This is a genomic window from uncultured Cellulomonas sp. (assembly GCF_947494015.1).
In the GTDB taxonomy this organism is placed as follows: Bacteria; Actinomycetota; Actinomycetes; order Actinomycetales; family Cellulomonadaceae; genus Pengzhenrongella.
This window is the reverse complement of record NZ_CANLTL010000017.1, coordinates 61808-81647: the sequence shown is the minus strand read 5'-3', so window position 1 is coordinate 81647 and position 19840 is coordinate 61808. Positions and strand designations below refer to the sequence as shown.

The 19840-nt window shown below is 75.3% G+C and carries 19 protein-coding genes; 6 read left to right on the top strand and 13 right to left on the bottom strand.

Translation table 11 applies throughout. The annotated features are described in order from the left end of the window. The first annotated feature begins 49 nt into the window (after positions 1 to 49). Together Q0840_RS16795 and Q0840_RS16790 are read left to right on the top strand one after the other, a co-directional pair. Positions 50 to 1387 carry an MFS transporter gene (locus Q0840_RS16795; RefSeq protein ID WP_298461618.1) on the top strand — a complete coding sequence of 446 codons (1338 nt, stop codon included), beginning with the start codon at positions 50 to 52 and terminating at the stop codon, positions 1385 to 1387. Positions 1388 to 1489: 102 nt separating this feature from the next. Continuing rightward, complete coding sequence (locus Q0840_RS16790) at positions 1490 to 2629, top strand: serine hydrolase (protein ID WP_298461615.1); 1140 nt, start codon at positions 1490 to 1492, stop codon at positions 2627 to 2629. Positions 2630 to 2672: 43 nt separating this feature from the next. On the opposite strand, the gene Q0840_RS16785 is transcribed toward Q0840_RS16790, so the two are convergent. The 7 genes from Q0840_RS16785 to Q0840_RS16755 all read right to left on the bottom strand — a co-directional run bounded on the left by Q0840_RS16785 (position 2673) and on the right by Q0840_RS16755 (position 9593). After that, positions 2673 to 4529: an ABC transporter ATP-binding protein gene (locus Q0840_RS16785; RefSeq protein WP_298461612.1), complete on the bottom strand. Its 1857-nt coding sequence runs from the start codon at positions 4527 to 4529 to the stop codon at positions 2673 to 2675. Then, entirely contained in the window at positions 4522 to 4737 is a 216-nt protein-coding gene (locus Q0840_RS16780) for a hypothetical protein (protein ID WP_298461653.1), read from the bottom strand. The genes Q0840_RS16785 and Q0840_RS16780 overlap by 8 nt, the downstream gene beginning before the upstream one ends. Before the next feature lie 105 nt (positions 4738 to 4842). Continuing rightward, positions 4843 to 6111 carry an MFS transporter gene (locus Q0840_RS16775; protein WP_298461609.1) on the bottom strand — a complete coding sequence of 423 codons (1269 nt, stop codon included), beginning with the start codon at positions 6109 to 6111 and terminating at the stop codon, positions 4843 to 4845. After that, positions 6108 to 6752: a cysteine hydrolase family protein gene (locus tag Q0840_RS16770; protein WP_298461606.1), complete on the bottom strand. Its 645-nt coding sequence runs from the start codon at positions 6750 to 6752 to the stop codon at positions 6108 to 6110. The genes Q0840_RS16775 and Q0840_RS16770 overlap by 4 nt, the downstream gene beginning before the upstream one ends. Positions 6753 to 6775: 23 nt before the next feature. Further along, on the bottom strand, positions 6776 to 7801 hold the full coding sequence (locus Q0840_RS16765) for an ABC transporter substrate-binding protein (protein WP_298461603.1): 1026 nt from the start codon (positions 7799 to 7801) through the stop codon (positions 6776 to 6778). A gap of 62 nt (positions 7802 to 7863) precedes the next feature. Then, entirely contained in the window at positions 7864 to 8751 is an 888-nt protein-coding gene (locus Q0840_RS16760; protein ID WP_298461600.1) for an ABC transporter permease, read from the bottom strand. After that, positions 8751 to 9593: an ABC transporter ATP-binding protein gene (locus Q0840_RS16755; protein WP_298461597.1), complete on the bottom strand. Its 843-nt coding sequence runs from the start codon at positions 9591 to 9593 to the stop codon at positions 8751 to 8753. Before Q0840_RS16755 ends, Q0840_RS16760 begins: the two co-directional genes overlap by 1 nt. 223 nt (positions 9594 to 9816) lie before the next feature. Between Q0840_RS16755 and Q0840_RS16750 the strand changes: the two genes are divergently transcribed. Then, positions 9817 to 10494, top strand: coding sequence for a GntR family transcriptional regulator (locus Q0840_RS16750; protein WP_298461594.1), 678 nt, complete (start codon positions 9817 to 9819; stop codon positions 10492 to 10494). Positions 10495 to 10558: 64 nt separating this feature from the next. Here Q0840_RS16750 and Q0840_RS16745 read toward each other — a convergent pair whose 3' ends face one another. Together Q0840_RS16745 and Q0840_RS16740 are read right to left on the bottom strand one after the other, a co-directional pair. Beyond that, complete coding sequence (locus tag Q0840_RS16745) at positions 10559 to 11557, bottom strand: hypothetical protein (RefSeq protein WP_298461591.1); 999 nt, start codon at positions 11555 to 11557, stop codon at positions 10559 to 10561. Positions 11558 to 11585: 28 nt separating this feature from the next. After that, a complete protein-coding gene (locus Q0840_RS16740) occupies positions 11586 to 12002 on the bottom strand; it encodes a DUF2784 domain-containing protein (protein WP_298461588.1) in 417 nt (138 codons plus the stop codon). Positions 12003 to 12117: 115 nt separating this feature from the next. Here Q0840_RS16740 and Q0840_RS16735 point away from each other — a divergent pair, with 115 nt between their 5' ends. Continuing rightward, complete coding sequence (locus tag Q0840_RS16735; RefSeq protein WP_298461585.1) at positions 12118 to 13671, top strand: hypothetical protein; 1554 nt, start codon at positions 12118 to 12120, stop codon at positions 13669 to 13671. Between the two features lie 105 nt (positions 13672 to 13776). On the opposite strand, the gene Q0840_RS16730 is transcribed toward Q0840_RS16735, so the two are convergent. Together Q0840_RS16730 and Q0840_RS16725 are read right to left on the bottom strand one after the other, a co-directional pair. Beyond that, positions 13777 to 15405, bottom strand: coding sequence for a flotillin family protein (locus Q0840_RS16730; RefSeq protein ID WP_298461582.1), 1629 nt, complete (start codon positions 15403 to 15405; stop codon positions 13777 to 13779). 212 nt (positions 15406 to 15617) lie between these two features. Then, on the bottom strand, positions 15618 to 16007 hold the full coding sequence (locus Q0840_RS16725; RefSeq protein WP_298461579.1) for a YchJ family protein: 390 nt from the start codon (positions 16005 to 16007) through the stop codon (positions 15618 to 15620). Positions 16008 to 16153: 146 nt separating this feature from the next. On the opposite strand from Q0840_RS16725, the gene Q0840_RS16720 reads away from it, so the two are divergent. Further along, positions 16154 to 17173, top strand: a complete 1020-nt coding sequence (locus Q0840_RS16720; protein WP_298461576.1) for a DNA glycosylase AlkZ-like family protein — start codon at positions 16154 to 16156, stop codon at positions 17171 to 17173. A 21-nt stretch (positions 17174 to 17194) separates the two neighbouring features. On the opposite strand, the gene Q0840_RS16715 is transcribed toward Q0840_RS16720, so the two are convergent. Both Q0840_RS16715 and Q0840_RS16710 read right to left on the bottom strand, forming a co-directional pair. Further along, positions 17195 to 18286, bottom strand: a complete 1092-nt coding sequence (locus Q0840_RS16715; RefSeq protein WP_298461573.1) for an FAD-binding oxidoreductase — start codon at positions 18284 to 18286, stop codon at positions 17195 to 17197. 136 nt (positions 18287 to 18422) lie between these two features. Continuing rightward, positions 18423 to 18989: a hemerythrin domain-containing protein gene (locus Q0840_RS16710; protein ID WP_298461570.1), complete on the bottom strand. Its 567-nt coding sequence runs from the start codon at positions 18987 to 18989 to the stop codon at positions 18423 to 18425. A 263-nt stretch (positions 18990 to 19252) separates the two neighbouring features. On the opposite strand from Q0840_RS16710, the gene Q0840_RS16705 reads away from it, so the two are divergent. After that, the gene (locus tag Q0840_RS16705) at positions 19253 to 19828 is read left to right on the top strand and encodes a TetR/AcrR family transcriptional regulator (RefSeq protein ID WP_298461567.1); all 576 of its coding nucleotides are present in this window, start codon (positions 19253 to 19255) and stop codon (positions 19826 to 19828) included. Positions 19829 to 19840 lie beyond the last annotated feature (12 nt).

Genomic DNA, 19840 nt, shown 5'->3' with positions numbered 1-19840 from the left:
TATCTTTGCAACGACGTCTTTGCAGAACTCTCAGGCTACTGGAGGCACCATGGCCCGGACCGCAGCACCCGCCCTCCCGCTGCGCGGGCCCTTCGGCCATCTGGTCGCCGCGACCGGTGCGTCGAACTTGGCCGACGGGCTGCTCGTCGTCGGCGTCCCCCTGCTCGCGGTGACGCTGACCCGCTCCCCCGCCGACGTCGCCCTCCTCTCCGCCGCCGTCACGCTGCCGTGGCTGCTGCTCGCGCTGCACGCCGGCGTGCTGGTCGACCGCCATGACCGCGCCCGCATCCTGGCGGTCGCGTCGGCCGGGCGCGCGACCCTGCTCGCCGTCGCCGCTGCGGCAGCCGCGAGTGGGACGCTGTCCGTGCCCGCGCTGCTGACCCTGCTGCTGCTGGTCGGGACGGCGGAGGTGTTCTCCGACTCCGCGGCCGGTGCGCTGGTCCCCGCGGTCGTCCCGCGCGAGCACCTCGGGGCCGCCAACGGGCGCCTGCTCGGCATCCAGCAGCTCGCGAACGCCTTCCTCGGCGGGCCGCTGGCGGGACCGCTGGTCGCGCTCGGCGGCGGCTGGCTGTTCGGTGCCCCGGCGACGCTGTTCGCCGTCGCCACCGCGCTGACCCTCCGGGGACTGCGCGGCGTCGGACCGGCGACCGGCGACCGCACCACGCCGAGCCCCCGCACGTCGATGCGCTCCGAGGTCGCCGAGGGGGTCCGGTTCCTGTGGTCGCACCCGGTGCTGCGACCGCTGGTGATCGGCTCGACCGTGCTGAACTTCGCCAGCACCGCCTACTTCGCGGTGTTCGTGCTGTGGGTCGTGGGGCCCGGCTCGGCGGTCGGCCTCGACCCCGCGCTGTACGGGACGCTCACCATGGGCCTGGCCGCCGGCGCCCTGGCCGGTGCGGCCTGCGCCGACCGGCTGCGTCGCCGTGTCGGCGAGGCGCGACTGATCGGCAGCACCTGGCTGTCCAACGGCGTGCTGCTGGCGGTCCCGGTGCTCGTCCCCCACGTCGCCGCGATCACGGTGACCTTCGCGCTGGTCGGCTTCACGACCATGGTCGGCAACGTGACCAGCCAGTCGATGCGCCAGCGGCTCGTGCCCGGCCGGCTGCTCGGCCGGGTCGGTGGGGCGGCTCGCACCCTCGCCTACGGCTCCATCCCGCTCGGCGCGGCGGCAGGCGGCGCGCTCGGCGAGGCGGCGGGCCTGGTCGCCGTGTTCGTCACGGCGGTGGTCCTGTCGACCGCGCTCGCCGCCTGGGTCCTGCACGCCGTGCCGCAGCGCGCGATCGACGACGCCGACGCCGCACTCCGGCAGGCAGCCGCGCCGACCCCGGTGAGCGCGACGGCGCCGTCGAGCACCGTGCCCGCGGTGCCGGCGGGCGCCGCGCCGTGACCGCCGGTGACCCACGCCGCGCGGGCGGCGTTGACCCGCACCGCCCGCCGACCTACCGTTCCGCTCGCGCGCCGGTCGCGGCGCCGTCCGAGGGAGGCAGCCGTGCGGCGGTGGGGCGTGCGGGTCCTCGCGGCGGTGCTGGCCGCGGCGGCGGCGGGGTACGGCACCGCCTGGCTCACCACCGACCGGTTCGGCGCCTCGCGCGCCATCGCCTGGCTCGAGGCGGACACCGGCGACATCGACCGGTTCCCCGCCCGCACCGTGCGCGCCGGCGGCCCGACGCTCGAGCTGCCCGCCGGTGAGCCGCTCGACCTGGCCCGGGCGTGGGACCTCGACGACCCGGAGGCCTTCCTGAGCAGCACCCGGACCGTCGCGTTCCTCGTCGTGCAGGACGGCACCGTCCGGTACGAGCGCTACCTCGGCGACGGCGACGCCGGTGAGCTGCGGACGTCCTTCTCCGCCGCCAAGTCCGTGGTCTCCACGCTCATCGGCCTCGCCGTCGCCGACGGCCTGATCGGCTCGGTCGACGACCCGGTCACCACGTACGTCCCCGAGCTGCTCGCCACCGACGACCGCTTCGCCGCCGTCACCCTGCGTGACCTGATGACCATGTCCAGCGGCCTGTGCTACGACGAGCAGGGCCTGCCGTGGAGCGACGACGCCCAGACGTACTACGGCACCGACCTGCGCCGGACCGCCGAGTCCGCCGAGGTCTGCGGGCCCCCCGGCGCCACCTTCCTCTACAACAACTACAACCCTCTGCTCGAGGGGCTGGTGCTCGAGCGCGCGACCGGGACGTCCGTCAGCGAGTACCTCTCGGCACGGCTGTGGGGCCCCATGGGGGCCGAGGCGGACGCGTCGTGGAGCCTGGACACCCGGCGCAGCGGGTTCGAGAAGATGGAGAGCGGGCTCAACGCGGTCGCGCGCGACTACGCCCGGTTCGGGCTGCTGTTCGCCCGCGGTGGACGCGCGGGTGACCGCCAGGTGGTGCCCGCCGAGTGGGTCGACGCCGCCACGTCCGCATCCGCCGCGGGCGGCGCGGCGCCGTTCTACGGGTTCCACTGGTGGACCGGCACCAGCGACGGCGCGACCTTCCCGCCGGGGCACGCTCTCGCCCACGGCAACTTCGGCCAGTTCGTGTACGTCGCCCCCGACCGCGACGTCGTGATCGTGCGGCTCGGTGACGACTACGGCGTCGACGACTGGCCCGTGCGGCTGTCCCGGCTCGCCGCGTCCCTCTAGCGCCGCCCGGGCGGCACCGGGCTGGCGCGGCCGGGGTCCCGCCTCAGACCAGCAGCTGGTGCCGGGCGAGCTCGCGGTACAGCGCGCTGGCCTCGATCAGCTCCGGGTGTGTCCCGGTCGCCACGACGCGTCCGGCGTCCAGCACCACGATCTGGTCCGCGTCGGCGACCGTCGCGAGGCGGTGCGCGACGATCAGCACGGTGCGACCTACCGCGGCGGTCCGGATGGCGTCGCGCATCGCCTGCTCGTTGCGCCCGTCCAGGCTCGCCGTCGGCTCGTCCAGCAGCAGCAGCGGCGCCGCGCCGATCAGGGCGCGGGCGATCGCCAGACGCTGACGCTCCCCGCCGGACAGCCCCACGCCGTCGTCGCCGACCACGGTGTCCAGTCCGTCCGTGTGCCGGCCGATGCGCTCGAGCAGGTTCACCGACGCGAGCGCCTCCCGGCAGCGGGCGTCGTCGGCGTCCGGCGCCGCGAGCAGGAGGTTGTCCCGGATCGTCCCGGCCAGCACCGGGGCGTCCTGCTCGACGTACCCGATGCGGGCGCGCAGGTCCGCCCGGGGTAAGACGCGGACGTCGACGCCGTCCACCCGGATGGTGCCCGCGTCGGGCTCGTAGAACCGTTCGATCAGGGCAAGCAGCGTGGTCTTGCCGGCGCCGGACGGCCCGACGATCGCCGTCGTCGACCCGCGCGGCACGGCCAGGCTCACGCCACGCAGCACCGGTTCGCGGCCGGGGTAGGTGAACCGGACGTCGTCGAAGGCGACCGCGGCCGGCTGCTCGGCCGCGGCGGGTTCGACCCGCCCGGCGGCCGCGGGGGCGGCGCGACCCACGACGTCGCCGGCGCCGCGGGAGCCGTCGCCCCCACCGGCGCCGCCCGCGGCGGTGGCGTCACCGGCGGCGGCGTCACCGGCGTCCTCGGCGGGCAGGTCGAGGATCTCCTGGATCCGCGCGAGCGCCCCCAGGGCGCTGCGCACCGTGACGACCGCGCTGAACGCGGTGCCCAGCGGCATGAGCATCATGAACAGGAACAGGATGAAGGTGACGAGGTCGGCGACGGTCAGGGTGCCGGCCGCCACCCGGTACCCGCCGACGCCGAGCACGGCGAGAAAGGCGCCCTGCACCGCGAGCCCGCTGACCGGCCACAGGATCGCGCCGATCCGGGCGACCTGCACGCCCAGCGCGTACGCCGCCTCGGCATCGGCCTCCAGACGCCGGCCCTCGCGCTCGGTGGCACCGGCCGCGCGGATGGTGCGCACGCCGGACAGCGCCCGCTCGACACCGGCCGCGACCCGGCCGACCGCCTCCTGCGACGCGCGGGTGAGGGTCTGGATGCGCGCGCTGGCGACCACCACGCTGACCACCGCGACCGCGATGACGGCCAGCGTGATGCCCAGCAGGGCCGCGTCGATGAGCGCCATGGCGACCAGCGCTCCGGCGAAGACCAGCGACCCACCGAGCGCGTCGACGAGCCCGCCGGTCAGTGCGGCCCGCACGAGCGTGGTGTCCGAGCCGACCCGGGAGACGAGGTCGCCGGTGCGGCGGACGTCGTACTCGCGGACCGGCAGCCGCAGCAGCGTCCGCAGCAGCCGGCGTCGGGCGCTGAGGACCACCCCCTCCGCGGTCCGCTCGAGCAGGTACTGCTGCACCGCACCGACCAGCCCGGCGCCGACGACGAGCAGCACCAGGGTGACCACCGCACCGCTGAACGTCTGCCCCCGGCCCACCGCGGTGATCACGCGGTTGACCATCACCGGCTGGGCCAGGCTCAGCCCGGCGCCCAGGATCGACACGACCAGCACGACGGTGAGGACGGCACGGTGCTCGCGCAGGTAGGACAGCAGGTCGCGCAGCCGGGCCCGGGGCTCGGGGGCGTCCGGCGCCCCCGGCTCGTCGTCAGCCACGACCGAACCTCGTGCCGCCGTACTTCTTGTGCACGGCCTGCCGGCTCACGCCCAGCACCCGCGCGATCTGCTCCCACGACGCACCGCCGACCCGGGCGCGGCGCACGACCGTCGCCTCGGTCCGGCTCACCTCGCGCTGCAGCTCCGCGACCGCCGCGAGCGCACGCAGCGGATCCTCGTCCCCGGCCTGGGCCACCAGCGCACTCATCGTCTGCTCCCCCACGTCGACCACCTCCGTCGGTTGACCACCACGGTCGTCAACATAGGTTGACGACCGTGGTGTCGTCAACAGAGGTTGACGACCGTGGAGGGGTCAACCCCCGTCGGCGTCGTGCGCGCGGTCACCGTGGCCGGTGCCGACACCCGCGATCGGCCGCCCGCCCACGCCGTGCCCCCGCCTTCCGGCCCGTCCAAGCGCCGCCACGCTGCCGGCCGCGACCGCGGCCAGCAGTCCGCCCACCAGCACGAAGGAGCCGGTCAGCGTCAGGGCACCGGCGGCGAGCCCGAAGATCGCGGGGTTCGCGAACTGGGCGGCGCGGTTGGCGGTCGAGCGCAGCCCGGAGGCCAGGCCTCGCTGCTCCTCCGGGGTGTGGTCCGCCATCAGCGACAGGGTCAGCGGCTGGGCGAAGCCGAGGGCGAAGCCGTTGACGGCCGCGAGGACGGCGAGCACCCCGACGTCCGACGGCGCGAGCACGACCGCCACCACCGACACCGAGCCCACCCCCAGGACGAGCCCCACCATGACGGTCGGCCGCAGCCGAGCCATGGCCAGCGGGAAGAACGGGCGCGAGAGGAAGCCGAACGCCGCCGCGACGCTGAGCAGCAGGCCGATCTGCCACTGCGCCAGCCCGGCCCCGGACAGCAGCACCGGGTGGTAGGCGTTGCGGATGTCCAGCACGACGAGCGCGGTGAAGCTCACCACGACCGTCACCGCGACCGTCGGCGTACGCATCATGGCGAGTCCCTCGCGGTAAGCCCGCAGGACCGGTGGCCGGGGTCTGCGGCTCTGGGCCTCGGGCCTGCAGCCGCGCACGCAGAGCGCGAGCGCCACCACGAGCACCGAGAGCCCGGTGTACCCGGCGAACGCCATGGCATATCCGCCCACCTCGACGAGCGCGCCACCGAGTGCAGGGCCGATCGCCTGCCCCGCCGCCAGGAACAGGGAGAAGGTGGCGAGGCGCGCGTTGCGGGCCGCGGTCGTCTCGGCCTCGTGCTGAGCCAGGGTCGCGACGGTCTGCAGCGAGACCCAGACGGCCAGCGTCCCCACCCCGATGAGCGCCTGGCTGCCGATCACCCCGGCCAGGCCAGCCGGGATGAACAGCGTCAGCCCGCCGACCGCCATGACGGCACCTCCGGCGACCAGCAGGGCCCGCGGGCCCCACCGGTCGGTCAGCGCCCCGACGGGGATCGCGAGCACGGTCGGCAGGACGGCGAAGGACGCCAGCGCGATGCTGGCGTCCGACGCGGTCCCGCCCTGCCCGAGGACGTACGGGCCGATCAGCGGTCGGAGCATCGTGTGCGCCGACCAGTACAGGACCCCGAGCGCCGCGAGCGTGGCCGTGCTCCCCCTGCTGCCGGTCACGCGACCTTCGACAGCGCCGACCAGGTGCCGATGATCTCCTCGCTGCCGGCGACCACTCCGAAGTACTTCTCGACCGTCTCGACGGTGCCGCGGTGCGACTCGGGCTCGTAGCTGGCGGCACAGTCCTCCACCAGCGTCACGTGGTAGTCGAGGAACAGCCCGTCCCGCAGGGTCGACTCGACGCAGACGTTCGTCGCGACGCCGGTGAACAGCAGCGACGTGATGCCCGCCGTGCGCAGGACGAGATCGAGGTCCGTGCCGGCGAAGGCCGAGTACCGGTGCTTGACGACGACCGGCTCGCCGGGCGCCGGGCGGACCCGGTAGAACTCGGCGCCCCAGCTGCCCGTGTAGCAGGTGGAGACCGCGGGTGGCGCACCGGCCTCGAGGTCGCCCCGTCGGGCGAGCCAGGCAGGGGAGTCGGTGAGCTCGTCGTGGGTGGTCTGGATGAAGACCACCATGAGTCCCGCCGCGCGCGCTGCGTCGATGAGCCGCTCGAGTCGGGGCACCATGGCGACGGCCGCGCCTGTGTCGCTGCCGCGCTGGCCGCATGCGCCAGCCGGGTCGCAGAAGTCGTTCTGGACGTCGACGACCACGAGAGCGGCGCGGCCGGGCGCGAACCGGGTCGGTGAGTAGCTGGGCATGAGCATGTCCTCTCGGTGGTCGGTCACTGCTGGTCGGTCACGAACTGGTTGTCCGCGATGTTCGTGTAGCTCTGGGGTGCGGCCGTGTCGTCGAGGATGTCGCCGCTGCGAGCCACCTCCAGGGCCGTCTCGACGGCCTCCTCGCGCAGCACCGTGCCGTCCCAGAGCTGGTCGGCGTACGCCCGGTCGAGGGTCGCCTGCAGCACGTCGGGCTCCATGGTCGAGAACTCCTGCGCCCCGAGCTCGAGCGCGTACGCGGGGTCGGACTCGATGAGCTGCTGGCCCCGCTCGAGCGCCGCGACGAACCGCTGCACGACGTCGGGATCGGAGTCGACCGTCGCGCGCGGGATGACGATCGAGGAGTAGGCGTACGGGCCGAGGAGCTGCAGCGGGTTGAGGAACGGGTCACCCCACAGGCCCTGCTGGATGCCCAGGCCGAGCTGGGGCTCCGCCACCACGGCGACGTCGGCCTGGCCCTGCGCCACGACGGAGGGGATGGCACTGGAGTCCTCGACCTCGATCAGCTCGACGTCGGTCTCGGGATCGAGCCCCTCGAGCGCCAGGACGTGACGCAGGATCGCGTTCGGGGTTCCTCCGTAGCGGCCACCGACGATCGTCTTGCCGCGCAGGTACTCCGCCATGTCGGCGCCGGGCTCGGGCTCCTGCCCGGTCGGCGCGACGAAGTAGACGTTGCCGCGGTTGACCACGTTCGCGACGGCGACCAGGTCCGATCCCTTGACGTTGGCCACGGCGCCGGACTCGGGCCCGCCGATGAAGCCGAAGACCTCGCCGGCCAGGGTCGCGTTCACGTGGCCACCGCCGGTCAGCGTGGTGACCTCGACCTCCAGGCCCTCGTCGGCGAAGAATCCGGAGTCCTGAGCGGCGTAGAGCGGGAGGTATCCGACGCCGTGGACCGGCTCGGCGATGGTCAGCGACGTGGAGCCGGCGGGCTCGGTGTCGTTGTCCGCGACGGCGGTCGAGGTGCCGGCGCACCCGGCGGTGAGCAGGACGGAGGCGCCGACGAGGGCGGCGAGCAGGGTTGTCTTCACAGAGGGTCCTTTGCCTTCGGGGAACGGGCGGAGGCGGTGACGGCGCCCGGAGGGCGCGCGCGTCACCGCGCGTGGGTGAGGTTGGTGAGCAGCCGCCGCTCCAGCGCCGAGACGACGAGGTAGAGCAGCATGGAGAGCGCCGCCAGGGTGAAGACGCCGACCCAGATGAGGGCGATGTCGTACGTCGAGCCGGCGTAGTGGATCATCCGGCCGAGGCCTGCGGTCGAGCCGATGTACTCCCCGACGATGGCTCCGGTCAGCGCGAGCCCGATCGCCACCCGCAGGCTGGAGACCACCCAGGGAAGCGTCGACGGCACGACCACCGTGCGGAACACCTGCCAGCGCGACGCACCGAGCGAGTACAGGAGAGTGGTCAGGTCGCGGTCCACCGACTTGACCGCGGCGAAGGTGTTGAGCACCTGGATCACGATGACCAGGGCGGTGGCCATCGCGATCTTCGATCCCATGCCCAGCCCCAGGACGAGGACGACGATCGGCGCGAGCGCGAGCTTCGGCATGGCCTCGAAGGCGATGACCAGCGGCTCGGCCGTCAGGGCGTAGAGGCGCGACCACCAGAACGAGAGCCCGATCGCGACACCTCCGACCACGCCGAGCACGAACCCGAACACCGTCGAGGTGAAGGTGAACCGCGCGTCGGCGAGGATGTCGCCGTCGCCGAAGGCGATCACGGCGGTCTGCCAGATGCGCGACGGCTGGCTCCAGAAGAACGCGTCGATCAACCCAGCACGGGCGCCGATCTCCCACAGCGCGAGCACCACGACCACCACGCCGATCCGCATGCCGGCCACCCGCCAGGCCGCCGGCTCGGTCTCTGGTCGTCGCCGGCGCACGGGCGGGTTCGCGGCCGATCGCAGGGCCGCGAGGCTCTGCAGGCTCTCCGCCGAGCTGGTGGGCGCGGGCGTGGCCCGCGGTGTTTCCAGGGTGGTCATCACGCCGCCTTCCCGGGTCGCACGTGTGCCGCGTGCGCGCCGTTGAGCAGCTCGCGCGCGTCGGCCTTGATCCGCACGAACTCCGCGCTGGTGACGACGGACGGCTTGCGCGGTCGGTCCAGCCCGACGTCGAAGCTGGCGACGATCCGGCCGGGGCGGGCCGACATCACGAAGACGCGGTCGGAGAGGTAGATGGCCTCGTCGATGTCGTGGGTGACGAACAGGACGGTCTTGTGGAAGTCGTCCCACAGGTCCAGCAGCCACTCCTGCATGCGCTCGCGGGTCTGCGCGTCGAGGGCTCCGAACGGCTCGTCGAGCAGGATGATGTCGCGGTTGAAGAGGATGGTCCGCAGCAGCGCCACCCGCTGCTTCATGCCACCGGACAGCTGGGTGGGGTAGTGGCTCTCGAAGCCGCCCAGGCCGTAGGTGGCCAGCAGCGGACGAGCGATCCCGTGCGCGGCCTTCTTCCGGACTCCGCTGATCTCCAGGCCGAGGACGACGTTCTCCAGCACCGTGCGCCACGGCAGCAGAAGGTCCTTCTGGAGCATGTACCCGACCAGTCCCTGCTGACCGGACCGGTCGACGCCGTCGATGAGGATCCGCCCGGTCGTGGGGGCGTCCAGCCCGGCGATGAGGTTGAACAAGGTGCTCTTGCCACACCCGCTCGGGCCGATCAGCGAGATGAACTCCCCCGGCCGCACGGACAGGTCGGCGTCGACCAGCGCTTGGACCGCTTCTCCCTCTCGGGTGGGGAACGTCCGGTGCACGTGCTCCACCACGAGCTGTGGTCCCGGGGCCACCTGGGGCCCAGCCGCCACTCGGGTCTGTGCCAGAACAGCCATCGTGCGCTCCTTCGGTCGGTTTCTATATCCTGTAGACAGGTCTACGGGCTCCGGGTTTCCCAACCGTGTGCCGCACGTAACGGCGATGTATCAGCTGCGGCGCCCCTGGCCGGGATGCCCCGGACCCGGAGGCGACATGGTGACCAACGGCAGGCGCGCGACCGGCGCCGGGCGGCCGGCGGGGCGAGGTGGCGGTGAGCGGTTCCGGACGGCGCATGAGTGGGTGCGCGACCGCTTGCGGGTGGCGATCTTCGACGGCACCTACCCACCGGGCGCCAAGCTCGTGCAGACGGAGATCGCGGGGCGCCTGGGCACCAGCGTCACCCCGGTCCGCGAGGCGATGCGCGACCTCATCGCGGAGGGACTGATCAGCTTCGACCCGCACCGCGCGGCGACGGTGCGTGCGCTGGACGTCGACGAGGCGATCGAGATCCACGAGCTGCGGCTGGCCTTGGAGCCCATCGCCGCGCGGCGAGCCGCCGAGCGTGTCACCGCCGACGACCTGGACGGCCTCCGCGCCCTCGAGCAGGACATGGAGCGGGCGGGCGACCACCAGGCGTGGCTCGAGGCGAACCGGGCCTTCCACCTCGCCGTCATCGACGCCGCCCGCTCGCCCCAGCTGGCGGCGATCCTGGAGAACCTCCGCCAGATCAGCGCCTTCTACCTCGCGGCGCTGGTCCGCTCGTCCGGCGGGGACCGTGCTCGCAGCGCCCGCGACCACCGCGACCTCGTCGAGGCGCTGGCTGCGCACGACGGCGACCGCGCCGCGGCGATCATGACCGCTCACATCTCCGATCCGACGACGCTCCGGGACAGGCTGTCGGCGGGGCCGGGGACCGCGGGGCCGGGGACCGCGGGGCCGGAGACTGCGGGGCCGGGCACGCGGCGAGCGGTGTCCTGAGCCACACGGGTCGGTCCCTGGCACCGCCGGGTCCGTCACGTGGCTGGTCGGGCGAGCCGCCGGATCAGTCCGGGCGCACCCATCGCGCGACGTCGATCGGGAAGACCCACCGCCGGCCGGGCCACTCCGTCACGGACCACGCCACCCGACCCGGCACCGACCACGCGAGGTCCTCCGGGCCGGTGGGCAGCACGCCCCGGTGCCGGCGGAACGCGCCGGGCGCCCCCACGTACAGGTCGCCGGGGCTGCCCTCGCCGGTGCTGCTGGTCGCGACCCACAGGTCGTCGTGGACGGCCACGCCCTGCATGCGGTGCGGCTGCTGGGCGTGCACCTGCGGCGGGCGGGCGCGTCCCCGGGCCCCCGCGACCGGCAGCCCGGTCACCTCGTCCAGGGCGTGGCGCACGAGCCGTGGCCGGGTGCCCCGCCGCCCGTACTCCCCGGCCACCAGGCTGAGCTCGCCGTGCACGCGGCCCACCCCGAGGAAGGACCAGCGCAGCGGCGCCGTCCCCGGCAGCACCCGCTGATGGAGGTGCCCCGTCTGTGGCAGGACGTCGGTGCCGTCGGGCATCCGCAGCACGTCGTCGAGCCCGAACAGCCGCACGCCCCGGACGGTGTCGGCGACGTAGAGCAGGTCCCCCACCACGGCCAGTCCGCCGGCGTGGACCGCGACGCGCCCCGCACCGGTGACCGCCGCCCACGGCCGCGGGCGGACCAGGAGGACGTGCCGGTAGCGCACGCGGTCCCGGTCACGCAGGTCCACCACCGTGACGCGGGTGCCGGCCGTGCGACCGCGGCGCCGACGGGAGTACCAGGCGACCAGCAGCACGCCGCCGCCGCGGGTGGTGGCCACGCCCTGCGGCATCCACCCCGGGTCGTCCGCGTCGGCCGGCGCCCAGGTGTAGCCGGGCCCGGCCGCCGTACCCGGCACCGGGCAGGGCACGGCCTCCCGGTCCAGGGCGGCGAGCACGCCGTCCAGCCCGACCCGCCGCGCACGCCGGGCCAGCGACGCCACGCGCCGTGGGCGCAGCGTCGTGCGCAGCGTCAGCCGACCGGCGGTGCTCACCCGGGCGTCGCCCACGGCGCCGGACCGCTCACGCGATCGCCCGGGACGCGTCGTCGCCCACCGCGGCCCCGGGCGGCTGCCCGGCCACCCGGCGGGCGCGCACCGTCCGCACCGCGAGCAGCACGTAGGAGGTGATCGCCAGTCCCATCATGGAGACCCAGACTGCGGTCTCCCACGGCGCCGGGTACAGCACGTCGCGCAGGTAGTGCGCGGTGAAGCTGCCCCGGTAGACCGGACGCTCGGCGACGGCGAGCAGCCACTTCTCGACCGCGGTCAGCGGGCAGCCGACCGCGGTGAGGGTGACGACGAAGGACCAGACCGTCGAGGCCAGGTGCGGCCACAGCCAGGCGCGGTTGCGCAGCGCGAGGAAGCCGCCCACCGCGGCGTACCCGAGGTAGGCGAGATGGACGACGACGACGGCGTCGGCCGCGAGGAGCGCTGCCACACCGGTGACTATGGCACCGCGCCGCCGGAGCCGGAAGCAGCGCCCGGGTGAGGGCGACCGGGCCCCGTCCGGCGATCGGCACCTGCGCGGCGGGCCGAGCGGCTTGACTGGGACGGTGACCGTCCTGAGCCGCGCCGCCGTGGGCGACGGGTGGGCGCGACGCCGCCCGCCGGGGCGCCCACGGGCAACGGCCCCGCGCCGCACGCTGCTCGCGGTGTGCCTCGCCGTGGTGCTCGCGCGGCTGCCGTCGGTGTGGCAGCCCCTGCGCAACGACGAGGGCGGCTACCTGCTCGCCGCACGGCACTGGCACGCCGGGGGCGAGTTCCTGTACGGGGACCTGTTCGTCGACCGCCCGCCGCTGCTGCTGGCCATCTTCCGGGTGGCCGCGCTGTCCGGGTGGGACGGCGCCATCCGGCTGCTGGCGATCCCGTTCGCGGTGGTGTTCGTGGTCGCCGCCTGGCACGCCGGCGCACGGCTCGGCGGACCGGCCGGGGCCCGCTGGGCGGCCGTGGTCGGCGCCGGGCTGGTGTGCTCCCCGGCGCTCGCGGCGGACCAGGCCGACGGCGAGCTGTTCGCGACCGTGCTGGTGATGGCCTCGGTGGCCTGCGCCCTGGCGGCGTGGGCCGCCGGCTCACCCGGCCGTGCCGCCGCTGTGGGCGCACTCGCCGGCGCGCTCGCCGCCGGCGCCCTGCTGGTCAAGCAGAGCGCCCTCGAGGGCGTCGTCGTGGTGGCGGTGCTCGTGGCGGTCGGGGCGTGGCGCGGCGGGCCGGCCCGCCGGCGTGCGCTCGCGCTGGCGGCGTCGGCCGGCGCGGGTGCGCTGCTCGCCACGGCGGCGGCCCTCGTCCCGCTCGTGGCGTCGGGGACCGACGCGGGGACGCTCTGGCGCGACCTGGTCGGCATGCGCGGCGACGCGCTGGACGTCATCTGGTCGGCGCGTCCCCACGCGACCCTGGTGCGGGCCGGCCAGCTGGTCGCACTCACCGTGGTCACCGGCCTGGCCGGTGCGGTGGCGACGTGGTGCTGGGCCGCCGGCCGGGACCGCGCGCTGCGGCGGTCTGCCGAGGGGCTGGCCGTCCTCGCGATGGTGCCGGCCGGCCTGGCGGCGATGGTGGCCGGCGGCAGCTTCTGGCCGTCGTACGCGCTGCAGCTGGCGCCGGTCGCGGCGCTGTCGGTCGGTGCGCTGGCCGGCCGCCGCGACCGCGCGGGGACGTGGGCGCGGCGGTGGGGCCGGGTGGTCGTGGTCACCGCGGTGGTCGCGGCGGTCGGGGCGACGGTGGTCTACGCGACGGTGCCGCGGGTGTGGTTCCAGCAGCGCATCGGCGAGTGGCTCGCGGCCTCGGCCGAGCCCGGCGACACCGCCGTCGTCGCCTACGGCCACCCGTCGATCCTGGCGGCGGCCGACCTGACCACCCCGTACCCCTACCTGTGGAGCGTGCCGATGCGCACGCTCGACGGCGACCAGGCCCTGCTGCGGGCCACGCTCGCCGGGCCGGACGCCCCGGCCTGGCTCGTGGCCGTCAACGGGTGGAACTCCTGGGGCATCGACGACGACGGGCGGCTGCGGGACCTCCTCGCCGACCGCTACCGGGTGGTCGCGCAGGTGTGCGGTCGTCCGGTGCTGCTGCGCGAGGACCTGCAGCGGTCCCTCGCGCCGCCGGTCCGCTGCTGACCCGCGGCCGCCCGGGTGCCGGCCCGCGTGGGGCACCGCGCCGGGCACCCCGGAGCCCGCCAGGCACCGCACCGATCGGTGCGGCGCCTGGCAGGCCGAGGTCGTCTAGCTCGCCGGCTCAGCCCCGCCGTCGCGCCCGGCGCCCGCGCCGCCACCGGCACCGGACCCGCCACCGGAGCCGGCACCGCCGCCTGCGCCGGCACCGACCCGTGCGGCCGACGGCCGCACCTCGCTGCGCTGGTCTCCGGCCATGCGGCCCTGGACGAGCTGGAGCAGGTCCACCCCGGTCTGCGCCTTGAGCAGGTTGGCGAGCTCCTGCACACCGGTCGCGACCTGGCCGGTGAGCCGGGCGGCGCCGTCCCGGTCGATGATGGTGAGGTCGTCGATGCTGCCGAGCGCGTCGGCGTACGGCTGCGCCATCTTGGGCAGCGCCTCGAGCACCATCTGCAGCCGCGCCGACTCGGGGAACGCCTGGTAGGCGTCCGACTCGGCCTTGATCGCGGACGCCCGCGCGTCACCCTTCGCGCGCTCCGCGGCGGCCTCCGCCTCACCGCGGGCCTGGACGCCGTCGGCGTCGGCCTTGGCCAGGGCGAGGGCACCCTGCGCGCGGCGCTGCTGCTCGACGAGCGCAGCCTCCGCGCGCGCCCGGGACGCCGACGCCTCCGCGTCGGCCTGCGCGATGGTGCGCTGCGCCTCGGCCTCGGCCTTGCGGATCGCGGCGGTCTTGGCGGCCTCCGCCTCCGACTCGGCCGCGTACCGGCGGGCGTCGGCCTCCTGCGCCTGCTCGTACTTGCGCGCCTCGGCGGGCTTGCGGACCTCGGTCTGCAGCTCCTGCTCGCGCAGCGCGGCGCGGCGCACGGCGACCTGCTCCTGCTGGACGAGCACCGCCTGCGAGGCCTCGGCCTCGGCGCGCTCCTGAGCCGCCTCGGCCTCGGCGCGGGCCTGCGCGGTCTCCTGCTGGATCTGGGAGTTGCGCAGCGCGAGGGCCTTGTTCGACTCGGCGATCTGCACGGCCGCCTCGTTGGACCGCTGCGTGCTCTCCTGCTGCGCCTGGGCCTCGGCGATCTCGGCGTCGCGGGCCACGGCCGCCGCCCGCGGACGACCGAGGTTGCGGATGTAGTTGCCGGAGTCCTCGACGGTCTGGATCTCGAAGTTCTCCAGGACGAGGCCTCGCTCGGCGAGCATCGGCACGGCGATGTCCTTGACCTCCTTGGAGAACTCCTGGCGCTCGTACAGGATCGACTCGACGGTCAGGGTGCCCGCGATGGTGCGCAGCACACCGACCAGGACCTCGCTGGTCTGCTGCTCGATGACCTGCTCCTGGCTGCGGCCGGCGAACCGCTGGGCGGCCGCCCGGACCATCCGCTCGGTGCCACCGACCTTGACGACCGCGATGCTGCGCAGGGTGACGCCGACGCCGCTCTTGGTCGTGGCGTCCTCGGCGGCGACCGAGAAGCTCTGCGAGGCCAGCGACAGCCGCACCACCTGCTCGAAGACCGGCTTGACGAAGGTGCCGCCGCCGATGACGACGCGCTGGCCGGACAGGTCGGTGCTCTCGTCGCCGGTCTCGGGGTTGATCACCGGCGTCCCGCTCTTGCGCCCGGTGATGATGAGCGCCTCGTCGGGGGTGGCGATCTTGAACCGGACCTTCGCGTAGACGAACGCGACGAAGGCGAGGACCAGCAGGGCGATGACCGCCACAGCGACGATCAGGACGGGACCTGCGATCTCCATGGGACTCCTCGAGCCAGGGCCTCCGCGGGCGGAGGCGGTGCAGTGCGGGCCGCCCGCCCGGGCGCGCGGCGATCGCCGCGGCACCGTCGGGGCGCACCGCCGGACGGACCCGCCGACGGTCCTCCGACTCTAGGTGCGCGCGGTGACCGGACGGGCCCGTTCGCCCCATCGCCGGTCACGGGGTCTGCGCGGGGCGACGAAGGGTCGGCGGCTCAGCCGGTGACGCCGACCGGACCCACGTACAGCCACCGTCCCTGCTCCCGGACGAACCGGCTCACCTCGTGCTGGTCACCGGCGACCCCGTCGAGCCGGTGGTGCGCCCGGAACTCGACCGTGCCGGCGGTGTCGAACGGCCCGCCGCCGTGCACGTCCAGGACGTCGAGCCGGGTCCAGCGGACCGCCGGGTCGAGCTCCAGCCCGGCGGGACGGGAGCCGGGGTGCCAGCTCCGCTCCAGGTAGGCGACGTCGCCCACGGCGAAGGCCGAGTACCGCGAGCGCATCAGCTGCTCGGCGGTCGGCGCCTCGGCGGCCCCGGTGTGGAAGCGGCCGCAGCAGTCGTCGTAGGTGTCCCCGCTCAGGCATGGGCACCGGGTGGTCGGCACCGGACGAGTATGGCCGGTGCGCGGCGCCGGGAGCCTGGATCGGCCGGCGGTGCACCCGCTAGCGTCGGATCCGGCCCTTCCACGCACGGCTCCCGGGCCGCGCCGGCGCCGGGCGCCCGTGGGTCGCGGCGACCGGGAGGGAACGCATGGGGGCGGCACTGCACCTGGACCGCGGCCAGGTCCTGGCCCACCGGCGCCGGGCCGGCGGCCTGGACGTGCGCCTGCCCGCGGGACCCGACGCCGTCGCCCGCGCCGCGTGGGCCGGCCTGGCCGACAGCGTCCCGCGCGCCGCGCTGCTGTCGGTGCATGCCCGGGTGGCGGCCACGACGTCGTCGGCGTGGCACGACCCCCCGCTCGTGCAGCTGTGGGGCCCGCGGTTCAGCGTCCATGCCGTCGCCGAGCACGACCGGGCGGTGTTCTCGCTCGCCCGACTCCCCACCGCGGGGGCGCGCCGGCGGCTCGCGGAGGACCTCGCCGAGCGGCTGGACGCCCTGCTGGACGGCCGCGAGATGCCGTACGGCGACGCCGGCCGGGCGCTCGGCGTGCACCACAACCAGCTGCGCTACGCGGCCACGACGGGACGGGTCCTGGTCCGGTGGGACGGCGCCCGCCAGCCGCTGGTCCGGACCGTCCCCCGCCCGGACGTCGACCCCGTCGACGCGCGGCACGAGCTCGCCCGCCGCTACCTGCACGTGCTGGGACCCGCGACCGCCGACGGGTTCGGCCGGTGGGCGGGGCTGGTGGCCCGCACCGCCGCCGCGACCTTCGAGGCGCTGCGTCCCGAGCTGACACCCGTGCGCACCGACGTCGGCGAGGCGTGGCTGCTGTCCCGCGACGAGCCCGACGCCCGGTCCGCGCCCGGGCCGACGGCGCCCGCCCGTCTGCTGCCGAGCGGGGACGCCTTCTGGCTGCTGTGGGGCCGGGACCGTGAGCTCGTCGTGCCCGACGCCGGTCGGCGATCGGAGCTGTGGACGCCCCGGGTCTGGCCGGGCGCCGTGCTGGTCGACGGCGACGTCGTGGGCACCTGGCGACGCGCGGACGAGACCGTGACCGTGAGCCCGTGGCACCCGCTGCCCGACGACGCCCGGGCCGCGGTCGAGGCCGAGGCCGGGTCGATGCCGCTGCCGGGGCTGCGGCGCCCGGTCGACGTGCGGTGGACGACCTGACCGGGCACCCCGGTCCGCGCCTCAGCCGTCCCGACCGAGGCGGGCCGAGTGGTGCCACGGCTCGGGCACCTGGCCGGACACGGCCGTCTGCGCGAGCGCCTCACCGAGCACCGGCGCCTGCTTGAACAGGTTGTGGCCGGAGAGAGCGGTCACGCCGTCCCGCGACCAGAGCCCGACGCCGTCCTCACCCCAGGGCAGGCGGGTCACCCAGCAGTGCACGTGCTCGACGGGCTCGGGCCGCAGGCCGGGCAGCGCGCGCCGGACGTAGGCGACGGTGCGCTCGGCGAGCTCGGCCAGGTCGGCGGGGTCGACGACGCCGCCGTCGGCGTGGGCGGGTGTGGAGCCGCTGAGCCCGACGGCGTACAGGCGCGGGTCCGGGTACGGCGACGCGTAGACGCCGGTCTCCCCGAACACCCCGCTGCCGTCCTGGAAGGTGGGCGCCGGGCGGGGGTCCGGGTCGGCCACGGCGAACGTCACCCGCACGTGCGCGCGCAGCTCGACGGGCAGGTCGAGGTCCAGCGCGCGGGCGAGCCCGGCAGTGCCGCGCCCGGCGCACAGCACCACGTGGTCGAACGCCCGCACGTCCGTGCCGGTGCGGACCTCCACGCGGCCGTCGTCGCGCCGGCGCACCGCGAGCACGTGGTCGGTGACGACGGCGGCACCCAGCCGGTCCGTGAGCGCCCGCACCGCGGTCTGCGTGCGGATCGCGCCGCCGCGGACGTCGAGCATGGCCGGCCCGTCGTAGTCCGCGAGCGCGGGCAGCCGCTCGTGCAGCTCGGCCGGGGTGAGCAGCTCGACCGGGGCGTCGGGGAACGCGCCCAGGGCCTCCGCCTTCGCCGGCACGCCGTCGCCGATCGCGACGGCACCGTCCGGCGCGACGAGCTCCGCGCCGAGCTCGTCCTCCCACTGGCGCCACAGCGCGCGGCTGTGCACCACCTGCTCGATCAGGCGCGCGTCGGTGTGGGCGTGGCGGAAGATCCGGCCCTGGCCGGCGGACTGACCGCCGCCCGGCCGCCCCGACTCGACCACGGTGACCTCGGCTCCGCGCCGTTGCAGGGCGAAGGCCGTGGACAGCCCGATGATCCCGGCACCGACGACTGCGACGTGAGGCATGCCCCCAGCCCACCACGGCCAGCCCGGGGCGGCGCGCCGGGCGGGCCGGCCATCCCGGCCCGTGGGAGGGGCGGCGTCGTGCCCCCGGGTCCGCGGGCGGGCACGCGGTGCGTCCCGTCCGCGGCCCGGGTGCGACCTAGTCGGAGTTGCGCCCGCTGAGCGTGTCCCGCAGCCGGTCCACCAGTCCGACCCCGGGGCCGAGCGTCTTGTGGAACAGCTCGGAGTGCGGTGCGCTCGGGTGCGGCCGCGTCGGCGCGAGCTTCTTGGCGCTCTCCACCTTCGCCCCCATGGTGACCAGCTCCTCGCGGGGGATGTGCGCGCGCAGCCGCGGGAACTGGTCGGCCTCCTCCTCGGCCATGTGGTGGCGCAGGTCGGCCTCGAGCTCGAGGGCGATCGCCAGGAACTCCTGGCCGGCGGCGTCCGCGCTCTCCAGCCGCTTCATGAGCTGCACGATCTCCTCGTGCTCACGCTTGTCCTCCTCGACCTCCTGCTCACCGTCGGGCAGGTGCTGGGCGATCGCGGGGTAGACGAACATCTCCTCGGCGACGGCGTGGCGCATGACCTCGGCGATGACGGTGTCGGCCAGGTCGCGGCGCCGCTCGGCGTCCGGCGTCCCCTCGATCTGCCCGAGCAGGTCGAGCATGTCGCGGTGGTCGCTGGTCAGGATGTCCACGACGTCCGGCGTGGTCTCGGTCTCGGTCATGGGTGCCCCTGTCGTCGCACGTCGGTCGCTGTGCCTCGACGGTAGACGCCGCCGCGGCGGGCGGCACCCGCTGCGCGGACGACGACGCCTCGGCTCACCTGCCGGACCGACCCGGCGTGCCCGGGCGGGTCCACCGGGGGGCACGAGCGGCAGGACGGCGGCCGGGCGGCGTCCTGGTGCCTCCACCGGACCGGCAGGCTGTCTACAGGCTGTAGGCTAAAGGCTGCACACCACAGGCACACCACGGACGGACGGGGTCGGACATGGCTGCCCGCGCGGGACTGACCGTCGACGCGGTGACCACCGCCGCCGTCGACCTGGCCGACGCGGTCGGCTTCGAGCAGGTGACCGTCTCGGCGCTCGCCCGGCGGCTCGGGGTGCAGCCCGCGAGCCTGTACTCCCACGTCCGGGGCACCGACGACCTGCGCACCCGGATCAGCGTGCGCGCGCTGGAGCAGCTCGGGGACGCCCTCGCCCTCGCGCTGGCCGGCCGCGCCGGACGGGACGCCCTCGAGGCGCTGGTCGACGCCGTCCGGGACTACGCGCGTCGGCACCCGGGTCGTTGGCAGGCGACCCAGGTGCCGGTCGACGTCGCGCAGGCCGGCGACGCGGGCCGGCGGGTGTCCGCGCTCATGCGCGGTGCCCTGCACGGCTACGGGCTCCCGCCGCAGGAGGAGGTGCACGCGGTCCGGCTGCTCGGCAGCACGGTCAACGGGTTCGTCCGGATCGAGACCAGCGGCGGGTTCGACCACTCCCGGCCCGACGCGGCGACGTCGTGGCGCCGGATGACCGCGGTGCTCGACTCCGCGCTGCGGCACTGGCCCGACGACGACACCTGACCGTCCCCTCCT

Excerpts from the sequence above, each read along its gene's own strand:
- Q0840_RS16710 (WP_298461570.1), bottom strand. The coding sequence starts at position 18,989 with ATGACCGAGACCGAGACCACGCCGGACGTCGTGGACATCCTGACCAGC.
- Q0840_RS16770 (WP_298461606.1), bottom strand. The coding sequence starts at position 6,752 with ATGCCCAGCTACTCACCGACCCGGTTCGCGCCCGGCCGCGCCGCTCTC.
- Q0840_RS16715 (WP_298461573.1), bottom strand. The coding sequence starts at position 18,286 with ATGCCTCACGTCGCAGTCGTCGGTGCCGGGATCATCGGGCTGTCCACG.
- Q0840_RS16730 (WP_298461582.1), bottom strand. The coding sequence starts at position 15,405 with ATGGAGATCGCAGGTCCCGTCCTGATCGTCGCTGTGGCGGTCATCGCC.
- Q0840_RS16780 (WP_298461653.1), bottom strand. The coding sequence starts at position 4,737 with ATGAGTGCGCTGGTGGCCCAGGCCGGGGACGAGGATCCGCTGCGTGCG.
- Q0840_RS16760 (WP_298461600.1), bottom strand. The coding sequence starts at position 8,751 with ATGACCACCCTGGAAACACCGCGGGCCACGCCCGCGCCCACCAGCTCG.
- Q0840_RS16755 (WP_298461597.1), bottom strand. The coding sequence starts at position 9,593 with ATGGCTGTTCTGGCACAGACCCGAGTGGCGGCTGGGCCCCAGGTGGCC.
- Q0840_RS16795 (WP_298461618.1), top strand. The coding sequence starts at position 50 with ATGGCCCGGACCGCAGCACCCGCCCTCCCGCTGCGCGGGCCCTTCGGC.
- Q0840_RS16705 (WP_298461567.1), top strand. The coding sequence starts at position 19,253 with ATGGCTGCCCGCGCGGGACTGACCGTCGACGCGGTGACCACCGCCGCC.
- Q0840_RS16720 (WP_298461576.1), top strand. The coding sequence starts at position 16,154 with ATGGGGGCGGCACTGCACCTGGACCGCGGCCAGGTCCTGGCCCACCGG.